Genomic DNA, 18,721 nt, shown 5'->3' on the forward strand with positions numbered 1-18,721 from the left:
CATGCACGCACGAGTTTTACTGTTGGGGCTGAGTTTTTTCATCGCGCACGGGGCGAGCGCCGAAGGCATGGAAGAGCGCCTGCGCACCCAGTTGCGCAGCACTACCCAGCAGTTGCAGGCCCTGCAAAGTCAGCAGGCCCAGGCCAGCGCCGCGCAACTGGCGGCGCAGAACGAGGCCAAAGCCGCCCAGGCGCAAATCAAGCAATTGAGCGCCGAACTGGCCAAGGCCAAAGGCGTCGCCGAGCAACTCGCCGGGCAGCAGCAGAGCCTGCACAGCCAGGCTCAGGCGCAAGTGACGGCCAGTAACGAGCAAACCGGCAAGTTCAAAAAGGCCTATGACGAGCTGTTGGTCATGGCCCGTGCCAAAGAGGCAGAACGGTCTAAGCTTCAAGCGCAATTGGCTGAACGTGACACACAAGTGCAGCAATGTTCAGTCAAGAATCAGCAGATGTACGGCGTCGCCAAACAGATCCTCACTGCCTACGAAAACATCGATGTGGCCGAGGTGATGAAGATCCGCCAGCCCTTCGCGGGCAGCGCCCGGGTCAAGTTCGATGAACTGGCCCAGGGGTTGGGTGACGACCTCTACAAGACTCAATTCGACGCGCCGCAAGCCGCGCTCTTGCACTGATTAAAAAGCCTGATTTAAAAGACTGATAAACAAGGAAGAAGTAATGACTCAATTGATCAGCCACGTTTCCCCGCAATCCCTGACCGACGTTCTGCAAGCCGCCGGTTATCGCGTCAACCAGACCGAACAGAACGGCATCGTTCAGTTGCTCAGCGCCAGCCAGGGCATCGGCTACGCCGTGCGCTTCGGCAACCCGGCGGCGGAGCAGGGTAGCTATGTCGACTTCACTTTCAGCTGTGCGCTGCGAGTGCAGGGTGAGTTGCCAGTCGGTGTGGCCGAGCAGTGGAACGCGACTCGACGTTTTGCCCGGTTGTCGTTGCAGGGCGAGTTTCTGGTGATGGAAATGGACGTGGTGCTGGCCGCTGGCGTCAGCAACGATCACCTGCGCGGCAATCTGGAATTGTGGGATCGTCTGTTGCAGGAGTTCATCGTTTACCTGCGTGACTTCAGTCAGACCGCTCAAGCCTCGGCTGCAAAAGTGGCCGTCGCCGAGCAAGAGGAAGTCGCCCTGTGAAAAAGCCTGCCATGGTGATCGGCGCTGGAGCAGTGGCGCTGTTGGTGGTGGCCGTGGCGCTGGTGGTGCGACCGGGCAGTGACCCGGTCGCCGCCCAGCAATCGTCGCCTGTGGCGGCGGTTGCTACGGGGCCAGCGGTGGCGCGGTTGGGCAATCAGCAGGTGTCACCGCAGGAATTGCAGACATTGCTGGCCACTGTCCCGCTAGAAACCCGTGAACAACTGCGCGGCAATCGTGAAGCGCTGGAGCGCTGGATTCGTGCGCGTCTGGCCGAGAAAGCGGTGCTGGAACAGGCCGATGCGCAGGGCTGGGCACAGCGTCCGGACGTCGCGCGACAGACCCGTGCGGCGACTGAGCAGATTGTCTTTCGCGATTATTTGCGTTCGGTCAGCGAAGTGCCGGCGGATTACCCGAGTGCGGCCGATTTGCAGAAAGCCTATGACGCGGGCAAGGCGAACTGGCAGACCCCGGCTTTGTATCGGGTCAGCCAGATTTTCCTTGGAGTGAATGAACCGCAGAATTTTGAAGCAGTACGCAAACTGGCGGCGGAACTGAGCAAAAAGGCTCAGGCGACACCGGGGGATTTTGCGGCGCTGGCGACCCAGTATTCGCAGGATCGCGTGACGGCTGAACGTGGCGGCGATACCGGTCTGCAACCCTTGCAGCAACTGGTACCGGAAGTGCGCGGCGCGGTGGCGCGACTGAAGGTTGGTGCGGTTTCCGATCCGGTGCAAAGCGCGGCCGGGTTTCATGTGATCAAACTCACCGAGCAGCAACCGGCGCGTACCGCGACCCTCGATGAACTGCGCGATCAACTGACCCAGGCTTTACGAGCCCAGCGTCAGGAGCAGATTGCACAGGCGTATCTGGACGGAATGCTCAATACCGCGACGTTGAGTATTGATGGGGCTGAACTGAACAAAATTCTCGAGGAAAAACAATAGTCCTGATTCACCGCAGATCCCCTGTGGGAGCGAGCCTGCTCGCGAAAGCGTCGGTCAATCCAATATCGTTGGTACCTGACGCACCGTATTCGCGAGCAGGCTCGCTCCCACATTTAAACCGAGGCGTTTCCAGTACAAAGATCGACAGGGAGTCATCGATGTCATTCACCGAACCCGCAGGACGACAGGGCAGCGCCGAATTTCGCTGGGCGCAGGACGAAAGTGAACCCTGGCTCGGGCAAGCCGCGATGATCGACACCGAAATCGCGCAATACTTTCTGGTCAGCGCTCGCTGCGGCTGCTTTATGCAAGCGGCGCGCAGCCTTAACGTGCGATCGACCCTACTGCGCAAACAACTGGCGCAGTTGGAGCAAGAGCTTCAACATTCCCTGTTCAGCTTTCATGGCAGCGCCTTGAGCCTGACCCGCGAAGGCCAGCAACTTCAGGCCAAACTGGTTGCTCTGGCCAATGAGCGCAAACTGCCAGTGGTCGAACAACCGTTGATTCGCCTGGCGGTCGCCGAATCGATCCTGCACGACATCCTTGGCCGCGACCTGATTGCGCTGCTGCGGCGTAACGCCAGCGTGCGTCTGGAAATCATCGCCCTCGACAGCGAGCTGTCGCTGCGCGCCGTCAGCGCCGATGTCGTCCTGTGGCTGGCCCACGGCGAAACCCCGCATCCCGGCCCTACCTTCGTCACCAGCGAACCACAGCGACTCGCGAGCCTTGACTACCTGCCACACATCGCCAAACGCTACTCTCGCGTTACCGCGCGCCCCGACAGCCCCGACGACCTCGCCGATTTCATGCTGGTGCAATGGCAACACGATCAGCAGATCGACAGTTTTCGCCCTTGGAACAATCTGGTCGAACAGCGCCTTGCCGGCGTGGTGCAGATGCAATCCTACGAGCTGATGCTGGAGATGATCCGGTGCAGTGCCTGCATTGGTTTACTGCCGATGTACATGAGCCGCTATGACCGTGGACTGGTGGCGCTGCCAGGGTTGTTCGAGGAGCCGATGCGATTGCAGGCGTGGCTGGCGGTGAATGCCGATTCGCAACACATCGCCGAAGTACAAACCCTGCTCGACCTCATTCACCACACCTTCGACGAACGCCAGGAATGGTTCCAGACCTGAACGGTGAACCCACTGAAACCCAAACCTCCTACATTGTGATTGTAGCCAGGCGCAAGATCTGCGGTTTAGAGTGGTCGGCCACACATCGATCCAGGACGGATCTGCCATGCCCGACCACAACCCCGCCATTCATATCGAACGCTTCAACGAATCCCACGTCGAGGCCGTTACTGCGCTGTACAACGATCAAGCCGTGGCCCGCCAGGTGTTGCAGATGCCGTTTCAGTCCGTCGAGGTCTGGCGGCAACGGGTGATGGCGGATAACGAGCGGGCGGTGAAACTGGTGGCGCTGCATCAGCGCGAGGTGATCGGCCATTTGGGCCTGGAACATTATTCGCGGATCCGCCGCAGCCACGCCGGCAGCATCGGCATGGGCGTGGCGGTGGCCTGGCAGGGCAAAGGCGTGGGTTCAAAATTGCTGGCGGCGGCGCTGGACGTTGCCGACAACTGGATGAACCTGCACCGCGTCGAACTCACGGTATACGCCGATAACGAAGCGGCCATCGGCCTCTACCGCAAGTTCGGCTTCGAAAACGAAGGCCTGTTCCGTGACTACGCGGTGCGCGACGGGCAATGGGTGGACACTCTGAGCATGGCCCGCCTGCGCCGCTCGCCTAAAGTCTGACTCAGTCGCCCAGCGCAAACGCCACCGCCGACTGCGCATGCAGTTCGGTGGTGTCGAGCAGGGGCAGGGCGCTGTGTTCGGGTTTCACCAGCATGCCGATTTCCGTGCAGCCGAGAATGATCGCCTGGGCGCCACGCGCGGTCAGTGATTCGATCACCTGCTGATAAATCTTGCGCGAAGCCTCACTGATCACCCCGACGCACAGTTCTTCGTAGATGATCCGATGCACGTCTTTGCGCTCGGCCTCTTCCGGCACCAACACCGTCAGGCCTTGGGCAATCAGGCGCTGTTTGAGGAAGTCCTGCTCCATGGTGAAGGCCGTGCCGAGTAGCCCGACGGTACCGGCGTCAATCGCCAAAGCCGCGTGCGCTGCCGGTTCGGCAATGTGCAGGAACGGAATGCTGATCGCCGCCTGAATCTGCTCCGCTACCTTATGCATCGTGTTGGTACACAGCACCACGCACTCCGCGCCGCCGGCCTCAAGCCTGCGCGCCGCATCCACCAGAATCGCCGCCGCATCGTCCCAGCGCCCGGCGTGCTGGGCTTGTTCGACGGGGCCGAAATCTACGCTGTACATCAACACTTGTGCCGAGCGCAGTGGACCGAGACGGTCACGCACCTGTTGATTGATGAGTCGATAGTATTCGGCGCTGGACTCCCAGCTCATGCCGCCGATCAGGCCGATGGTGCGCATTGAAATTCCTCAGGCAATGGCCTGGATCGACCCAGGCCTGCTCCGAGTTTCCGTTGGTTCAATGACGGATACCAGCGTCAAATGAACTGTATCGCTCATCTATCACACAGGTGTCATGGTGCCTTTTCCGGCAATGGGATGACGTGATTGCATCCGGCTTCCAGCGTTTTGGCATACCCCACATCCGGGCGCCACGGCTCCAGATTCCATTGTGGCTTGTCACGAGCTATAGCCAAATGGCAAATCAACTGGTGACGCATGCCATGCGTGTTTTGCCAGTAGCGACTATTGGAGTAGTCGCGTGTGAGTTCATCCCATATGTAAGCTGTGCTCGGCTCCAGTGTCCTCCTCGCACATGGCGTGGGAGTAATAGAAAGCGACCACTCGTAGTCCCGGTAGAACCAGTGCGCGCCTTCGATGTATTTATTACAGCGCTCTGTGACGACGATGAAGCTGTCTCCGGGCTCCGTAACTTGCGCAGGGGCGGCAGAAATGCTGAGTGTTGTCAGACTGGCGCCTGCCAGTAAACACGAGATGAGCTTCGAGGGCGCGTTGAGCACGTTCATTGGTTGATTCCCTGATCTGCTGCAAAGCAGGTGAATGCGGCCTTACCGGTTAAGACGGTGGGAAGTGCCACACGAATGATCGGTACGAAAAATTTTCGGGTTGGTGGAGTTGTAAAAATCCCTTTGGTTGTATTGCGCATCTGCGAGCGCTTTAGGGTCGTTTATTGCTGGCAGTTAAAAGAACGCAAGTATTGGTAAAACGTTTGGTTTGCCGGCGGCTCGGGTTTTAACGAGTAAGTCGTTCCATTGGCTGAGTCCTGTTGTGCCTAGCAGTGATTTGGCGCGTAACGACTGATAAAAGGCCGGGCGGGCCCGCATATTGCGCTCGTCCCTCACGTCAAAATCGCACTGGCGCCTGTTTTGGTCGCCAGGTGCCGAACTCCAGGCGCTCTTGTATTGCTTGCCCGTGGTGATACCAGCGTCTTGGCAATGTCCGCTATTCGGGTAAGACGGGTGGGCCACACACACACACAGCGGTTGCGCTGCGATACCACCCGTAGGAGTCCATGGGGCAGGAACACAGCACCTTCAGTTGATCGGTATTGGCAGACCTTTCCAGTACGGGATAAAGAATGTAGACATTGGCATTGGTTTTATTTAAGGCGAACTTGTCAAAGTTGGTATCGGCTCGCAAGTAGGAGAAGTTGACTCCGCCATTTTTTATTGAGGTAGGGCTGGAGGCCCAAACTTTATAGGTGTTGTTCGAATCTTTGTTCGTGACCCTTGTCATTACACCTGAGCACAGAAACGCAGATGGCGAGTTCACTGTGTTGCAATTTCGAAGCTGGCGACCGTACAGCGTAGTGAGATAAGCAACTGTGGCCGCGCCATCCATTCTCTGGCTCTGAACACTGTTCCCGCTGATGACATCAGGCGTTTGCGATACAGGCTGTGCGCAACCAACCAAAAGAGCGAAAAACAGTAGTCCGATTATTCTGTTCATCATTTCTCTTCGTCCGGTTTTAACGCACTTGAAAGAAGGAATCCACTTTGTTTGTCAAACTTTACTCGTTAGCAATTACGCAAAGGTGCCGCGCACTTCGGCGTTACGCTGAATGCGCTTATGGCGTAATCGTCTGATCTGCACGGAGATATTCGAACTTCGCTGTGCCTGGAGTGCTGGCCGAGGGGACAAGACGAATGATCGGCACGATGATTTTCGGGGTGGTCGAGTTGTAGAAATCCCGCTGATTGTATTGAGCATCGGCCAGGGCCTGCCCACCTTGCGTGTAGAAGAAGGCCATGATCGGAAACTTGTTCGCCGGGAACGATTGCGCACAAGACTTCCCTGGATCGGTGCTGAGGGGGTCGCACCAGGTCTTGATTGTGACCTCGTTGTGCTCATTGACTCCACTCATGTTCACCAGGCTTCTGGCGCGGATGGACTGATAAAAGGCCGGGCCGGCCAGCGCATTGCGACCGTCACTCACGTCGAACCCGCACTGCCGCTGGTTGGGGTTGCCGCCCGGTATCTTCCACACGGCGAGCCACTGTTCTGCGGTCGTTACCCCTGCGTCCTGGCACAGTTTGCTTTGAGCCGGATAGCTTGGGTGCGGACCGCACGGCTTGTCTGCCTGACGTGTGTGGGACCACGCGTCGTAAGGGTAAGCGCACAGATAGTGCATTTTGAATTTGTCGACGGGCGCTTCGAGGACGGGGTAGAGGATGTAACCGTTTGCACGCTCATAGGCGAAGCGACCGAAGTCCGCATCCGCCCGCAAGTATGAAAATGCCACACCTCCCTGTCTCACCGAAAACGGGCTGGGTTCCCAGACTTTATAACGGGTGCTCTTCACAGTGACCCGTATCGTCACGCCGGAACAGAGAAACGCAGGTTGCGAATTTACTTTGTTGCAGTTGGGGAATTTGCGCCCGTATAGCGTTTGCAGATAAGCGGCGATGGCGAAGCCATCCACTGCTTGCGTACTGCTGACGTTAATCACATCCGGTGGTTGTAGGCTGGTTTGTGAACAGCCGACCAACAGGATGATTAACATTGCAGCTATTAGGTGGCGCATAACGCTGTCCTTATTGTCATCAGTAAACTGAATCCGTTAATGGGGGACTGTTGTGCTGTGTTCCGACCTGCTCAGAGGGGCACGCGTAAGTACCAGGAAAAGATGATCGGCTCGTCTGTACCGGTTTTTCTGAGGGTGAAGTTGAACAGCCCCAGCTTCCCTTTGTTCGGTATGATCCAGCTCGTCGGGACAGGAACGTTGGTATAAGACGCCTGGGTGATGTCGAACTCTTCACTGTCGTAGCGATCCGTTCCAACGGTCAAAGAGATCCGGGCTTTGTAAGCCGCTTCAAGGGCAGGGTAGTAAATTCTCAGGTTGTCCTTGGCAGTGTTCAGCGTCGGCTCGGGTAGATGGTGTTTTTGTCCAGTAACGGTCAGGTCCAGATCTCGTGATGGGATGTTGTTATCGGTACCAGGTAACCGCACGGTATAAGACACCTCTGCGCCGCTGCCGAGGGTGTCCACCACTTCCTGGCGCGGCACGCGAAACTGTAAGGTCTGGCCGGCACTTGCCACGGTCTGAATCTCGCTGCCATAAGTGTTGTTACGGCCCAACCAGTACACCTTAACGCTCTGCCCTTTATCGGAACCTGTGTAGTTCACCTCGACAGTGGCGTGCTGCGCGGAATAAAAGTCGCGAACAAAATTCAATACCGTGCCGTTGGCGTCCTTGGCTTCCAGGACTTTGGGCTGGAGCAGATCCAGCTCGATTTTGCGGATGTGTACGTCAACAAGCGTGGTCCTCGACCAGATTGCCTGCGGACCCGAGCTATTACCGAGCTGGTCGACCACCCTGAAACGCAGGGCGAATTTCGGGTTGTCTTGCCAGAAGTTGGCGGTGGTGAGCGTCAATACCACACGGCGGGCGGTCACTTGGGCCGCGGTCACCTTATGCGATATGTTTCGACCGTCACAATCGAGCGTGATGACGTCGTGTTCTCGCATGTAAACATAACTCAGAGTGACCTCCACTCCGCGTGCTGCCCGGTCGGCATTGATGCCATCGGTAATCACGTCGGCCGGAAGGGCCATGAGCAGATTCGGGTTGTCGCCGGCGCCGGTGATCTCGCCGGCCGGTCGCGGCGTGTGGTAAAGCACAACCAGTGGATCAGAGGTTTCCTCGTTCCCGCTGATCCGCTCTACCCGTAAGCGAAGCTGATTGATGCCTTCATTCAAAAGATCCGCCGGCAAATTCATATCGAATCGCTTGTTCTCTTCACCCGGCTGAATTGTTTTATGGGCTACCGAGGTATCGGACTGGTTGAGCAACACATCGCCGAAGTCAAAAGCGGACTGATTGGTCCAGGGGTCGACGACCAGCTGGATGTTTCCATTCGAGATCAGAGAAAGTGGCAAGCCACAGTGCGGTTTCTCCGGGTGCTCCACTGACGTAACGCAGCCGGGAATAATGACCGGGTAGATTTTCAGCGGTTTTTCATCGTCGATCTGCTGTGACATCGCGAATGCTCCAATTTGCATCATTAATGGATAGAGGGATTTAAAACCTATGGGGGGCGGGTGCCTACTGTCAGATCTGACAGGTAAATGCGGCTAGCACATACCGTCCGTCGCATTAATACGTGGTAGATGACTACGAAACCGGCGATTGGCGTACGCGCAGACTTCGATCTGCCACTATCGAACTTCGCAGGCTCCCCCGAGGAACGCAGCAATGAACGACGTACAACAATTGGGCGAAATGCTTCGTCATTACGCCGAAAGCGAAGCGCACAAGAAGCAACTGTTCGAGACGCAATCTGCTGCATGGGCTACGCGAATTACCGAGCTGTTCGGCAATATCGAGCAATGGCTCGAGCCAGTGCAGACACCGCATCTGCTGGAGGTCAGCCGTGAGGCGTACGTGGCGTTCGGGCCGAGCACGCCGGTCGAAACCTCTACCTTCAAGACAGAGAAGCTAACGATCGTGATTGCTGGCAAACCGGTGGAGTTCGTGCCTGATGTGATGGGCAGCGCGGGGCAGATTTCCCTGGCGGTGATGGGATTGACGGCGGCGCGTTACGGCAGCATTTCGCTGGCAGGGTTGCCGGGGGGAGAGTGGCAGTGGCGCAAAACCAACGGTTTGAAGGACCCGGACACGTTTGTGTTCGATGCAGACTTTCTGGCACTTCAGTTGCAAGGTCTGATCCCCCGCGATCGCTCCTGAGCGCATCTCCCCTATATGGCTGCCGCAGGCTGCGACCTTTGATTATGTTGTTGAAGACACGATCAAAAAATGGCACCTGCGGCCTGAGTTATTTGACTTGGTCCGCCGCGCTGTAAATGAACTGTGCGTCGGTGGACAGGCTGGTTGGCAGGACGATCTTTATGATCGGAACCACCTTTCCACCCGTTGAGTCGAAGAAATCCTTTTGGTCGAATTGAGCGCCCGCCAGGCCATCTTGAAGATAAAAGAATGCCTCGATGGGCAGTTCTTTCGGGATGTTCTGGGGCCATGTAGCCAAAACCAGCTCGGTGTAATCATGCTGGCCGGCAAAGAAGCCGCCCAATTGGTGCGCACGGATGGTCTGGTAAAAAGAATCCGCGCCTAGATTATTCATGGAGTCGCGAACATCGAAGCTGCAAATATTCCAAATGTTTGCCCGGCGATTTTCTATCCAGCCCTCGGCAGTGGTGATTCCGATGGTCTGGCAGCGGCGGCTGCGGTCAGGTGAATAGGGATGTGCGCCACATCCGGGTGCATCTCTCAACTGTGTAGCGCCGTCGAGCGGGTAGGAACAGAGTATTTCAATCTGGCGTGTGCCGACGGGCCGCGACAGCACAGGGAAAAAAATGTAGCCATTCTTCTGGGCAAACACGAGGCCGGTGAATTTGGCGTCCTTGCTCAAATACGAAAAAGACACGCCGCCGCTTTTCTGGGAATGAGGGCTGGGGTTCCAGGCCTTGTAATCAGGCGACGGAACGGTTGAGCGTAAAACGATGCCGCGGCAAAGGAACGCCGGCATCGAAGCTGAACCACAATGGATTCTGACATCGTTATAGCGTGCGGTCAGGTTGGCTGCGACTTGCGCACTGGTTTGCGTAGCACTTGAAGTCGTACTGGTGACGCCATACTCGTGATCAGGGGGTGATGACGTTATGTATTCGCCACTTCTGCAACCCGCGAAAGAAAGCATCAGTACCAGCAGCCATACGTAGGTCTTGTTCAATGCCTGTCTCCTAATCTGCCATGGAGGCACATCGCGTCTTGCACCCGATACATCGCACCCTTCGGAAGGGATTCAACCCATAAAAATGAGTGTTGACTAGCTGTCAGAGTTGACAGGTTACGGAGAGTTGGGGAAGGGGCTATTTTAATGGGTTGGTCACAATACAAGACTGGCGCAGATCACGATCTTTTCACTTTGGTTTGAGCAAGATCAAAGATCGCAACTGCGCTTCATTCGGCAGCACCTCGTATCTACAGGGAAAAGGGCTCACATATCCAGGTTGACCCAACCCGGCTTCGGCATCTCCGGCGCGACCGCTTTCACCGCCTTGCCCGTAGCCAACTCAACCCGCCGCGCCACCTCCGGATCATCGGCAAACGGCACCATACTCGCGTCATCTAGGCTTTCTGCGGTTTGATGCCGCAAGCAGTACTCCACCGCCAGCCACAAAAAAACCACCCCCAACACATTCAAGAAAACATCGAACATGACCGGCTCCCTGCCTCAGGCGATCTGCGCTTCGCTGTGCGCCAGTGCAACATCCGCCACCCGCACCGTACGCCAAACGTTGTAAGCCATCAGTAACATGCCGCTGAGGAAGAACACCCCACCGGCAAAGCGCACGATGAATCCCGGATGACTGGCTTGCAGCGCCTCGACAAACGAATACGTCAGCGTGCCGTCCTCGTTGATCGCCCGCCACATCAGGCCTTGGGTGATGCCGTTGACCCACATCGAAGCGATGTACAGGACGGTGCCAATGGTCGCCAGCCAGAAGTGCAGGTTGATCAGCGGCGTGCTGTACATCTGCTCGCGGCCGAAGATTTTCGGCACCATGTGATAAGTCGCGCCGAACGTGATCATCGCCACCCAGCCCAATGCGCCTGCGTGAACGTGGCCGATGGTCCAGTCGGTGTAGTGGGACAGGGCGTTGACCGTTTTGATCGCCATCATCGGCCCTTCGAACGTCGACATGCCGTAGAAGGCCAGCGACAGCACCAGGAAGCGCAAAATCGGATCGGTGCGCAATTTATGCCAGGCACCCGACAGCGTCATCATGCCGTTGATCATCCCGCCCCAGCTCGGCGCCAGCAGGATCAGTGACATCGCCATGCCCAGCGACTGCGCCCAGTCGGGCAGTGCGGTGTAGTGCAAATGGTGCGGGCCGGCCCAGATGTACAGGGTGATCAGCGCCCAGAAATGCACGATCGACAACCGATACGAATACACCGGCCGGTTGACCTGCTTTGGTACGAAGTAATACATCATTCCGAGGAAACCGGTGGTCAGGAAGAAGCCCACCGCGTTGTGCCCGTACCACCACTGCACCATGGCGTCGGTGGCGCCGGAATACACCGGATACGACTTGAACCAGTCCACCGGGATCGACAGGTGATTGACCACATGCAGCATGGCGATCACCAGAATGAACGCGCCGAAGAACCAGTTGCCGACGTAGATGTGTTTGGTCTTGCGCTGCACCACCGTGGTGAAAAACACCACGGCGTAAGCGACCCAGACCACGGCCATCCACACCGCGCCGGAGAATTCGATCTCGGCATATTCCTTGGTGGTGGTGTAGCCCATCGGCAGGGTGATCAGCATGATCACAATCACCGATTGCCAACCCCAGAAAGTGAACGCGGCGAGCTTGTCCGAATACAGCCGCGCCTGGCAGGTGCGCTGCACCGCGTAGTAGCTGGCGGCGAATTGCGCGCTGCCGGCGAAACCGAAAATCACCAGGCTGGTGTGCAGCGGCCGCAAACGGCCGAAGGTGGTCCACGGCAGGTCCAGATTCATCTCTGGCCAAACCAGTTGCGAGGCGATCCATACCCCCATCGCCATCCCCACGACACCCCAGAAAACCGTCGCGATAACGAATTGACGGACGACCTTGTAGTTATAAGCCTGTCCGATTGTTGCTGTGCTCATGGTCAGTTCATCCACGGTTGCAAAGTCTTGCCAGGCCACCCGGTCTGGCACGAGCTGCACTGTAGGAATACCGCTGGAAACAAAACAGGCTCAGGAATCTTTCATTTGTGCGGATCAGATTGAAGTACTGCCTGCGGCGTTCTGCCGCGTCCTGATATGGTTTTTATACATTCAGGTGAATCTGTTGCGTGCTGCGCTGCAAGGTCATAGTGCCGTTACAAAACTGTGGGAGCGAGCAGGCTCGCTCCCACAGAAAATTGATGAGGGCAGTAGCATGTATCAATACGACGATTACGACCGCGCACTGGTGTTCGAGCGCGTCGCGCAATTCCGCGATCAGGTCGAGCGCTTCATGGCGGGAGAGTTGAGTGAGGAGGAGTTCCTGCCGCTGCGTCTGCAAAACGGTCTGTACATGCAAAAGCACGCCTACATGCTGCGGGTGGCCATTCCCTATGGCACGCTGAGCGCCGAACAGATGCGCACGCTGGCGAGCATCGCCAGCGACTACGACCGCGGCTACGGCCACTTCACCACGCGGCAAAACATGCAGTTCAACTGGATTGAGCTGAGCGAGGTACCGGACATCCTCGAACGCCTGGCCCAAGTCAACATGCATGCGATCCAGACCTCCGGCAACTGCGTACGCAACATCACCACTGAAGCGTTTGCCGGGGTCGCGGCGGACGAAATGATCGACCCGCGCCCGCTGGCAGAGATCCTGCGGCAATGGTCGACGATCAACCCTGAATTCCTGTTTCTGCCACGCAAATTCAAGATTGCCATCTGCTCGGCCAAGCAGGATCGCGCGGCGATCATGATGCATGACATCGGCCTCTATCTTTACCCCGGCCGCGATGGGCAAATGCTCCTGCGGGTGATCGTAGGTGGTGGCTTGGGGCGCACGCCGATCCTCGGTTTACAGATTCGCGAAGGTTTGCCGTGGCAGCACTTGTTGTCCTACGTCGAGTCGGTGTTGCGGGTCTACAACCGCCATGGCCGACGCGACAACAAGTACAAGGCGCGGATCAAGATTTTGGTGAAGGCGCTGGGCATCGAGGCGTTCGCCAAAGAAGTCGAAGAGGAATGGCAACACCTGAAGGACGGCCCGGCGCAGTTGACCGTCGACGAGTATCAACGGGTTGCCAGTGCTTTTGTGCCGCCGACCTATCGCACGCTGGCGGATACCGATCTGGACTTCGGCACGCACCTGGCCGAGAGCCCGGCGTTCGCCCGTTGGGTGGCGCGTAACGTACAGCCGCATAAGGTGCAGGGTTACACCAGCGTCGTGCTGTCGACCAAACCGGGCCTGGCCGCGCCGCCGGGAGATGTCACCGGCTTGCAGATGCTTGCGGTCGCTGACTGGTCGGAGCGTTTCGGTTTCGGCGAGATTCGTATCGCCCATGAGCAGAACATCGTCCTGCCCGATGTGCCGAAAGCCGATCTGTATGCGCTGTGGCAGTTGGCGTGTGAGCTGAATCTGGGGACGGCCAACGTCGGCTTGTTGACCGACATCATTGCCTGCCCTGGTGGGGATTTCTGCGCATTGGCCAATGCCAAGTCGATCCCGATCGCCCAGGCGATTCAGGCGCGCTTCGACAATCTCGATTACCTGCATGATCTGGGTGACATCAGCCTGAACATCTCCGGCTGCATGAACGCTTGCGGTCATCACCACATCGGCAATATCGGCATCCTTGGCGTCGACAAGAATGGCAGCGAGTGGTACCAGATCACCCTCGGCGGCGCGCAGGGCAAGCACAGCGCGCTGGGCAAAGTCATCGGCCCGTCCTTCAGCGCCGCCGAAGTGCCGCAGGTGATCGAGCGGATCATCGGTACCTTCGTGCGCTATCGCGAGAGCGAGGAATTGTTTGTCGATACGTTGACACGTATCGGCCTGGAACCGTTCAAGGAACGGGTCTATCCGAAGGCGCTGGAGGTATCGGCATGAACAATCTGTTGCGACTTGAGCAGGGCGTGGCGCGGATTGAAAGGGATGATCCGTGGATGCTGGTACGTGAGCCGTCGACGCCAAGGCCCGCAGGGTTGTTGATTCTGCCGCTCGCCCATTGGCTGGAATCGCCGTCCACCCACGCGGTGTGGCTGGGGCCGGACGATGAGGTTGAAAGCCTGGTTCCGTGGCTGGCATCGCTGCCGCTGATCGCGCTGGACTTCCCGAGTTTTCGCGACGGCCGTGCCTACAGTCAGGCGTACCTGCTGCGCAGCCGTTTCGGTTGGGCAGGGGAGTTGCGCGCGATTGGCGATGTGTTGCGTGATCAACTCAGCCATATGCGCCAATGCGGCTTCGACAGTTTTGCCGTGCGCGAAGACAAGTCGGCCGAAGATGCGCTCAAAGGACTGGCGGGGATGAGCGTGCTGTATGGGCGCTCGGTGATCGAGCCAAGGCCGTTATTCCGCCGCCGCTAACCCTTTGCAGGTGCAGGGGAAACCCTTAGAGCGCCGACGAATCGGGGATTTTTCCTTGGGTCGATGCTGGCCTTTTGGTAGAGTCGCCGTCGCCAGCGGGTTTTCGGCTGGCCGATGGAACCGAAGAAGGGAGTCTGATCAGTGAGTCCGGGCAAGAAAATCCTGGGCCTCACCGCGTTGCTTTTGATGCTGACGCTGTGGGCCAGTTACTTTTATGTATTCAAGGAAAACCGCGACGGCCAACTTGGCGGGGCCGGCCAAAGCACTGCGTGGTGCGGCACTCCGCCGACCAACGAAGCGGCGTTGCTGGGCAAGGATCAACTGACCTTGCGCGTCACCAACAACCTGCGCGGCGAGTTCATGCTCAGCGGTTCGCTGGTGGTGTCCGAACGCACCTTCAACCGTTATGACCTGAGCCGCAACGAATTGCGCCTGCGTCTGGAACCGTTGCAGTGGTCCTATGGCGTCACGCCAATCTTCCTCGAGCAGGTCAAGGTTCAGCCACTGAGCCGCAATCTCTCGGCCACCAACAAAAGTGCCTACGCCGAACTTGAGCCTCGCCCGATCGGCGTTCAGGGCCAAGTCGCCGAGTTTCCGTTCGACACTTACCGCTATGGCTACAAACCGGTGCTCTATTACCTCAAGGGCAGCGAGCGCATCGACCTGCGCTTCAAGAACATCACCACGCTGATGGAGATGTCCAACACCTTCACACCGATCCAGAAGTACAACCGCGTCGATTACATCAACGAGAAAACCTCGATGATCCGCGACGAAGACTACAAGGCCTACGGCCCGCACGAATGCGCGTTCAGCGTCGAGCGCAAGGGGTCGTTCAAGGTCGTCGTGTTGTTGACGCTGCTGGTGCTGTGCCTGCCGTTGATGCTGGTGTTCTATCGCGAAGAGCCGGGGATCGACTTCCTTGCCACTTTGATGGGCGTTGCGCTGGTCCGGGTGCTGTTGATCGGGCCGGTGGAGGACTTCCGGCTGTACAACATCGACTTCCTGTTTGGTGCGGCGATTTTGTTGGTTGGGACGGTGTCGTTGTACAAGGCAATGCGCGCCAATACCCGGCGCGAGATAAAGCTTCGTAGTGGCGAGACGTCTTCCTGGTAAACCACTTACCCTACAAGAGCTGCCGTCGGCTGCGATCTTTTGATCTTGGTCTTTGCAATCAAAAGATCGCAGCCTGCGGCAGCTCCTGCACGGGGCACCGCAGGTAGCGCAGCAGGGATTATTTCAACGCCGGATCGCCCATGTTCATCTTCTTCCAGCTCTGCAAAAGCACCTGCGCCTTCGGCCGTTGTGATGCGCCGCCCAGCCTTGGGTGAAGATTATGTTTTGCCATCGCAAATGCTCAGGTTTTAGCTATACCTGTAACTCCCCCCTACGCAATAAATCCAGGCCTTCTGACAGGAGTTACAGCATGAAGCCAGCAGTAATGATGGGCACACTGTGCATTGCCACTCTCGCACTGGTGGGTTGTTCCAGCAAAACCGTTGCTCCCGATGAGTATTCCGGGTTTCTCAAGGACTACAGCCAACTCAAGGAGGCCAAGTCACCCTCCGGTGCTGAGGTAATGCGTTGGATCGACCCCAAAGCCGACATCAATAAATTCACCAGCGTCTATATCGAACCGACCCAGCTCTATCCACAGCCGCAACCGACCACAAAGATTCCACAGCAGACTCTCAACGGCATCACCAGCTACTACGATCAGGCACTCAAACGTGAAATCGGCAAGTCTTTGCCATTGGCCAACGGGCCAGGCCCCGGTGTGATGGTGGTGCGTGCGGCGATCACCGCCGTCAGCAGCAAGACCGAAGGCCTCAAACCCTATGAAGTGATCCCTGTTGCGCTGCTGGCTGCGGCTGTCAGCACAGCCAGCGGCATTCGTGATCAGGAAACCACCCTGGCCACCGAGGCGGTGTTCCTTGATGGCGGCAACAACAAAGTGGTTGCTCAGGTAGTACGCAAAGGCACCGGCAAGCCGCTGGCAAACGAATCGCAGGTGATGAAGGCTGATGACGTGAAAAACGTGATCGATGGCTGGGCGTCGGATCTGAACCAGTCTTATCTCAAGCTCAAGTCCAAATAAGCCAATGCTGCAGGCGTTGCCTCAGGCGTGATCTGAGGCAATGCCTAAGGGCTTGGGATCCGAGACTCAAGCACCGACGCCACAACTGACAAACGTCATCGCCGGCAAAAGTGCCGCCGCCAATAGCCATGCATGCATTCTCATTTTCTTCGCCATGACGTCACGATTCTCTGGTGTGCATTGTCGATGCCGGCACGCCTGTGCCGCTATTAAGTAATCCTGCTTTTACCAAGCCTTCAGGACACCTCCGATTGAAGCTAGCAGCTAATCGGGGCTTGGCCAGCGCAGGGCGGGTGGGGCTGTAGATATTTACACCCTGTCAGGTTTGACAGTTGTTGGAATGGGAGGGTGGGTGTTTGATTGTTGGGCGACGCGCAAGATTATTTGGCTTGTGTGCAGACGAGCAACGGGAAGGCAAATATGGCAACGGGAACGGTGAAGTGGTTTAACGATTCAAAGGGGTTTGGCTTTATCACGCCGGATGACGGCGGGGAGGATCTTTTTGCGCATTTCTCTGCGATTCAAAGTGCAGGGTTCAAATCGCTTCAAGAGGGTCAAAAAGTTTCGTTCGAGGTAGCGCAAGGCCCCAAAGGCAAACAAGCTGAAAACATACAGCTCATCTGAACAGCAACTTTTTTTGGAGCTGCCGCGGGCTGCGATCTTTTGATCTTGATTTTTAGACGCAAAATCAAAAGATCGCAGCCTCGTTTCACTCGACAGCTCCTCCAGTTAAGCGCGTTTCAGCGGCGGTCAGGAGTTCTTGGCCTGCTCGCGAACGCGTTCCTCCTGCTCCCGCAGTTCAGGGGTGAATTCGGCGCCGAAATCCTCGGCGGTGAATATCTGGCGAATCTCGATATCAGAGTCGGTGCCCGGCATGGGATTGGGGCAACGCTTGACCCATTCGATGGCTTCTTCTTTCGACTTCACGTCCCAGATCCAGTAACCGGCCACCAGCTCTTTGGTTTCGATGAAGGGGCCGTCGATTACCGTGCGTTTATCACCCGAGAATTGCACGCGGGCGCCTTTGCTGCTCGGGTGCAGGCCGTCTGCCGCGACCAGGATGCCGGCCCTGACCAGTTCTTCGTTGAAATTGCCCATGGCGGTAAGCAGTTCTTCGCTGGGCATGATGCCGGCCTCGGAATCGGCGCTGGCTTTTACGAGGATCATGAATCGCATAGTGGAAACTCCGTAGAGTGTGGGGGATTCACTGCTTAGTCGAATGGGCACATCACGAATCGACAGGGACTTTGAATAAATGATGCAGACCCGAAGTCCGCGAAGATCCCGCAGGACCTGCAGTTGTATGCAGTTTTGCGTTTCGGTACATGACAATTTCGGTCAAAGCATAGGTTGTCGAACAATTTCGTGGTTAACTTCGGCCCTTGCGTGATTTTCTAAAACAACGTTCAGAAGGACTCAAGTCATGGCTCAAGTCACCCTTAAAGGCAATCCGGTTCAAGTCAACGGCCAGTTGCCACAAGCCGGTTCCAAGGCGCCAGCCTTTTCTCTGGTTGCCGGCAATCTGTCCGACGTCACCCTGAAAGACTTTGCCGGCAAGCGCAAAGTGCTGAACATCTTCCCAAGCGTCGACACCCCGACCTGCGCCACTTCCGTGCGCAAGTTCAACGCTCAGGCCAACGACATCAGCAACACCGTGGTGCTGTGCATTTCGGCTGACCTGCCGTTCGCTCAGGCGCGTTTCTGCGGCGCTGAAGGTCTGGACAACGTACAGAACCTGTCGACCCTGCGCGGTGCCGAGTTCATTGAGAACTACGGTGTGGCCATTGCTGACGGCCCGCTGAAAGGCCTGACCGCCCGTGCCGTGGTGGTGCTGGACGAAAACGACAACGTCCTGCACAGCGAACTGGTCAAGGAAATCGCTGAAGAGCCTGATTACGAAGCGGCACTTGCCGTCTTGAAATAAGTGTTCTGAAACAAGCGCTTTACAATTGTTAACGGCCTGGCCCTGT

At 57.2% G+C, this 18,721-nt stretch carries 20 protein-coding genes; 12 read left to right on the forward strand and 8 right to left on the reverse strand.

The window, feature by feature from the left end; translation table 11 throughout:
* The first annotated feature begins 1 nt into the window (after window position 1).
* The 5 genes from ACA043_RS13550 (at window position 2) to ACA043_RS13570 (ending at window position 3,853) form a co-directional block, all read left to right on the forward strand.
* On the forward strand, window positions 2-631 hold the full coding sequence (locus tag ACA043_RS13550) for a DNA repair protein (RefSeq protein WP_497659446.1): 630 nt from the start codon (window positions 2-4) through the stop codon (window positions 629-631).
* Window positions 632-674: 43 nt separating this feature from the next.
* Entirely contained in the window at window positions 675-1,145 is a 471-nt protein-coding gene (locus ACA043_RS13555) for a YbjN domain-containing protein (protein ID WP_489879793.1), read from the forward strand.
* Window positions 1,142-2,089 (forward strand): peptidylprolyl isomerase, encoded by a 948-nt coding sequence (locus ACA043_RS13560; RefSeq protein WP_497659447.1) that lies wholly within the window; start codon window positions 1,142-1,144, stop codon window positions 2,087-2,089. Before ACA043_RS13555 ends, ACA043_RS13560 begins: the two co-directional genes overlap by 4 nt.
* 158 nt (window positions 2,090-2,247) lie before the next feature.
* Window positions 2,248-3,228, forward strand: a complete 981-nt coding sequence (locus ACA043_RS13565; protein ID WP_497659448.1) for a LysR substrate-binding domain-containing protein — start codon at window positions 2,248-2,250, stop codon at window positions 3,226-3,228.
* Window positions 3,229-3,334: 106 nt separating this feature from the next.
* Window positions 3,335-3,853 carry a GNAT family N-acetyltransferase gene (locus ACA043_RS13570; protein WP_497659449.1) on the forward strand — a complete coding sequence of 173 codons (519 nt, stop codon included), beginning with the start codon at window positions 3,335-3,337 and terminating at the stop codon, window positions 3,851-3,853.
* 1 nt (window position 3,854) lies between these two features.
* On the opposite strand, the gene ACA043_RS13575 is transcribed toward ACA043_RS13570, so the two are convergent.
* From ACA043_RS13575 to ACA043_RS13590, 4 genes are all read right to left on the reverse strand, one after another.
* Window positions 3,855-4,547 carry an aspartate/glutamate racemase family protein gene (locus ACA043_RS13575; protein ID WP_497659450.1) on the reverse strand — a complete coding sequence of 231 codons (693 nt, stop codon included), beginning with the start codon at window positions 4,545-4,547 and terminating at the stop codon, window positions 3,855-3,857.
* A gap of 113 nt (window positions 4,548-4,660) precedes the next feature.
* Window positions 4,661-5,113: a DUF2599 domain-containing protein gene (locus ACA043_RS13580; protein ID WP_489879798.1), complete on the reverse strand. Its 453-nt coding sequence runs from the start codon at window positions 5,111-5,113 to the stop codon at window positions 4,661-4,663.
* A gap of 1,061 nt (window positions 5,114-6,174) precedes the next feature.
* Complete coding sequence (locus ACA043_RS13585; protein ID WP_497659451.1) at window positions 6,175-7,131, reverse strand: halovibrin HvnC; 957 nt, start codon at window positions 7,129-7,131, stop codon at window positions 6,175-6,177.
* A gap of 71 nt (window positions 7,132-7,202) precedes the next feature.
* Window positions 7,203-8,588 (reverse strand): hypothetical protein, encoded by a 1,386-nt coding sequence (locus ACA043_RS13590; protein WP_489879801.1) that lies wholly within the window; start codon window positions 8,586-8,588, stop codon window positions 7,203-7,205.
* Between the two features lie 214 nt (window positions 8,589-8,802).
* Here ACA043_RS13590 and ACA043_RS13595 point away from each other — a divergent pair, with 214 nt between their 5' ends.
* The gene (locus tag ACA043_RS13595; RefSeq protein ID WP_489879802.1) at window positions 8,803-9,294 is read left to right on the forward strand and encodes a hypothetical protein; all 492 of its coding nucleotides are present in this window, start codon (window positions 8,803-8,805) and stop codon (window positions 9,292-9,294) included.
* Window positions 9,295-9,382: 88 nt separating this feature from the next.
* Here the strand turns inward: ACA043_RS13595 and ACA043_RS13600 are convergent, their stop codons facing one another.
* From ACA043_RS13600 to ccoN, 3 genes are all read right to left on the reverse strand, one after another.
* A complete protein-coding gene (locus ACA043_RS13600; RefSeq protein ID WP_497659452.1) occupies window positions 9,383-10,297 on the reverse strand; it encodes a halovibrin HvnA in 915 nt (304 codons plus the stop codon).
* A gap of 267 nt (window positions 10,298-10,564) precedes the next feature.
* A complete protein-coding gene (locus tag ACA043_RS13605) occupies window positions 10,565-10,786 on the reverse strand; it encodes a cbb3-type cytochrome c oxidase subunit 3 (protein WP_497618044.1) in 222 nt (73 codons plus the stop codon).
* A gap of 15 nt (window positions 10,787-10,801) precedes the next feature.
* Entirely contained in the window at window positions 10,802-12,229 is a 1,428-nt protein-coding gene (ccoN, locus tag ACA043_RS13610; RefSeq protein WP_497659453.1) for a cytochrome-c oxidase, cbb3-type subunit I, read from the reverse strand.
* A 274-nt stretch (window positions 12,230-12,503) separates the two neighbouring features.
* On the opposite strand from ccoN, the gene nirA reads away from it, so the two are divergent.
* The 5 genes from nirA (at window position 12,504) to ACA043_RS13635 (ending at window position 17,375) form a co-directional block, all read left to right on the forward strand.
* Window positions 12,504-14,177 (forward strand): nitrite reductase NirA, encoded by a 1,674-nt coding sequence (nirA, locus tag ACA043_RS13615; RefSeq protein WP_497659454.1) that lies wholly within the window; start codon window positions 12,504-12,506, stop codon window positions 14,175-14,177.
* Entirely contained in the window at window positions 14,174-14,653 is a 480-nt protein-coding gene (locus tag ACA043_RS13620; protein ID WP_497618046.1) for a DUF934 domain-containing protein, read from the forward strand. Before nirA ends, ACA043_RS13620 begins: the two co-directional genes overlap by 4 nt.
* A gap of 141 nt (window positions 14,654-14,794) precedes the next feature.
* Window positions 14,795-15,769: a hypothetical protein gene (locus tag ACA043_RS13625; RefSeq protein ID WP_489879807.1), complete on the forward strand. Its 975-nt coding sequence runs from the start codon at window positions 14,795-14,797 to the stop codon at window positions 15,767-15,769.
* A gap of 310 nt (window positions 15,770-16,079) precedes the next feature.
* A complete protein-coding gene (locus ACA043_RS13630; RefSeq protein ID WP_401265024.1) occupies window positions 16,080-16,751 on the forward strand; it encodes a DUF3313 domain-containing protein in 672 nt (223 codons plus the stop codon).
* A gap of 420 nt (window positions 16,752-17,171) precedes the next feature.
* Window positions 17,172-17,375: a cold-shock protein gene (locus ACA043_RS13635; RefSeq protein WP_401265082.1), complete on the forward strand. Its 204-nt coding sequence runs from the start codon at window positions 17,172-17,174 to the stop codon at window positions 17,373-17,375.
* 126 nt (window positions 17,376-17,501) lie between these two features.
* On the opposite strand, the gene ACA043_RS13640 is transcribed toward ACA043_RS13635, so the two are convergent.
* Window positions 17,502-17,927 (reverse strand): YciI family protein, encoded by a 426-nt coding sequence (locus ACA043_RS13640; RefSeq protein ID WP_497659455.1) that lies wholly within the window; start codon window positions 17,925-17,927, stop codon window positions 17,502-17,504.
* Between the two features lie 247 nt (window positions 17,928-18,174).
* Between ACA043_RS13640 and tpx the strand changes: the two genes are divergently transcribed.
* Window positions 18,175-18,675, forward strand: a complete 501-nt coding sequence (gene tpx / locus ACA043_RS13645) for a thiol peroxidase (protein ID WP_187678297.1) — start codon at window positions 18,175-18,177, stop codon at window positions 18,673-18,675.
* Window positions 18,676-18,721: the final 46 nt, after the last annotated feature.

Source organism: Pseudomonas sp. LBUM1648 (assembly GCF_059716145.1).

Bases quoted from the DNA above. Each gene is read 5' to 3' on its own strand.
- ACA043_RS13585 (WP_497659451.1), bottom strand. From the start codon at position 7,131: ATGCGCCACCTAATAGCTGCAATGTTAATCATCCTGTTGGTCGGCTGT.
- tpx (WP_187678297.1), top strand. From the start codon at position 18,175: ATGGCTCAAGTCACCCTTAAAGGCAATCCGGTTCAAGTCAACGGCCAG.
- ACA043_RS13605 (WP_497618044.1), bottom strand. From the start codon at position 10,786: ATGTTCGATGTTTTCTTGAATGTGTTGGGGGTGGTTTTTTTGTGGCTG.
- ACA043_RS13570 (WP_497659449.1), top strand. From the start codon at position 3,335: ATGCCCGACCACAACCCCGCCATTCATATCGAACGCTTCAACGAATCC.
- ACA043_RS13565 (WP_497659448.1), top strand. From the start codon at position 2,248: ATGTCATTCACCGAACCCGCAGGACGACAGGGCAGCGCCGAATTTCGC.
- ACA043_RS13555 (WP_489879793.1), top strand. From the start codon at position 675: ATGACTCAATTGATCAGCCACGTTTCCCCGCAATCCCTGACCGACGTT.
- ACA043_RS13550 (WP_497659446.1), top strand. From the start codon at position 2: ATGCACGCACGAGTTTTACTGTTGGGGCTGAGTTTTTTCATCGCGCAC.
- ccoN (WP_497659453.1), bottom strand. From the start codon at position 12,229: ATGAGCACAGCAACAATCGGACAGGCTTATAACTACAAGGTCGTCCGT.
- ACA043_RS13635 (WP_401265082.1), top strand. From the start codon at position 17,172: ATGGCAACGGGAACGGTGAAGTGGTTTAACGATTCAAAGGGGTTTGGC.
- ACA043_RS13595 (WP_489879802.1), top strand. From the start codon at position 8,803: ATGAACGACGTACAACAATTGGGCGAAATGCTTCGTCATTACGCCGAA.
- ACA043_RS13580 (WP_489879798.1), bottom strand. From the start codon at position 5,113: ATGAACGTGCTCAACGCGCCCTCGAAGCTCATCTCGTGTTTACTGGCA.
- ACA043_RS13640 (WP_497659455.1), bottom strand. From the start codon at position 17,927: ATGCGATTCATGATCCTCGTAAAAGCCAGCGCCGATTCCGAGGCCGGC.
- ACA043_RS13575 (WP_497659450.1), bottom strand. From the start codon at position 4,547: ATGCGCACCATCGGCCTGATCGGCGGCATGAGCTGGGAGTCCAGCGCC.
- nirA (WP_497659454.1), top strand. From the start codon at position 12,504: ATGTATCAATACGACGATTACGACCGCGCACTGGTGTTCGAGCGCGTC.
- ACA043_RS13590 (WP_489879801.1), bottom strand. From the start codon at position 8,588: ATGTCACAGCAGATCGACGATGAAAAACCGCTGAAAATCTACCCGGTC.
- ACA043_RS13620 (WP_497618046.1), top strand. From the start codon at position 14,174: ATGAACAATCTGTTGCGACTTGAGCAGGGCGTGGCGCGGATTGAAAGG.
- ACA043_RS13630 (WP_401265024.1), top strand. From the start codon at position 16,080: ATGAAGCCAGCAGTAATGATGGGCACACTGTGCATTGCCACTCTCGCA.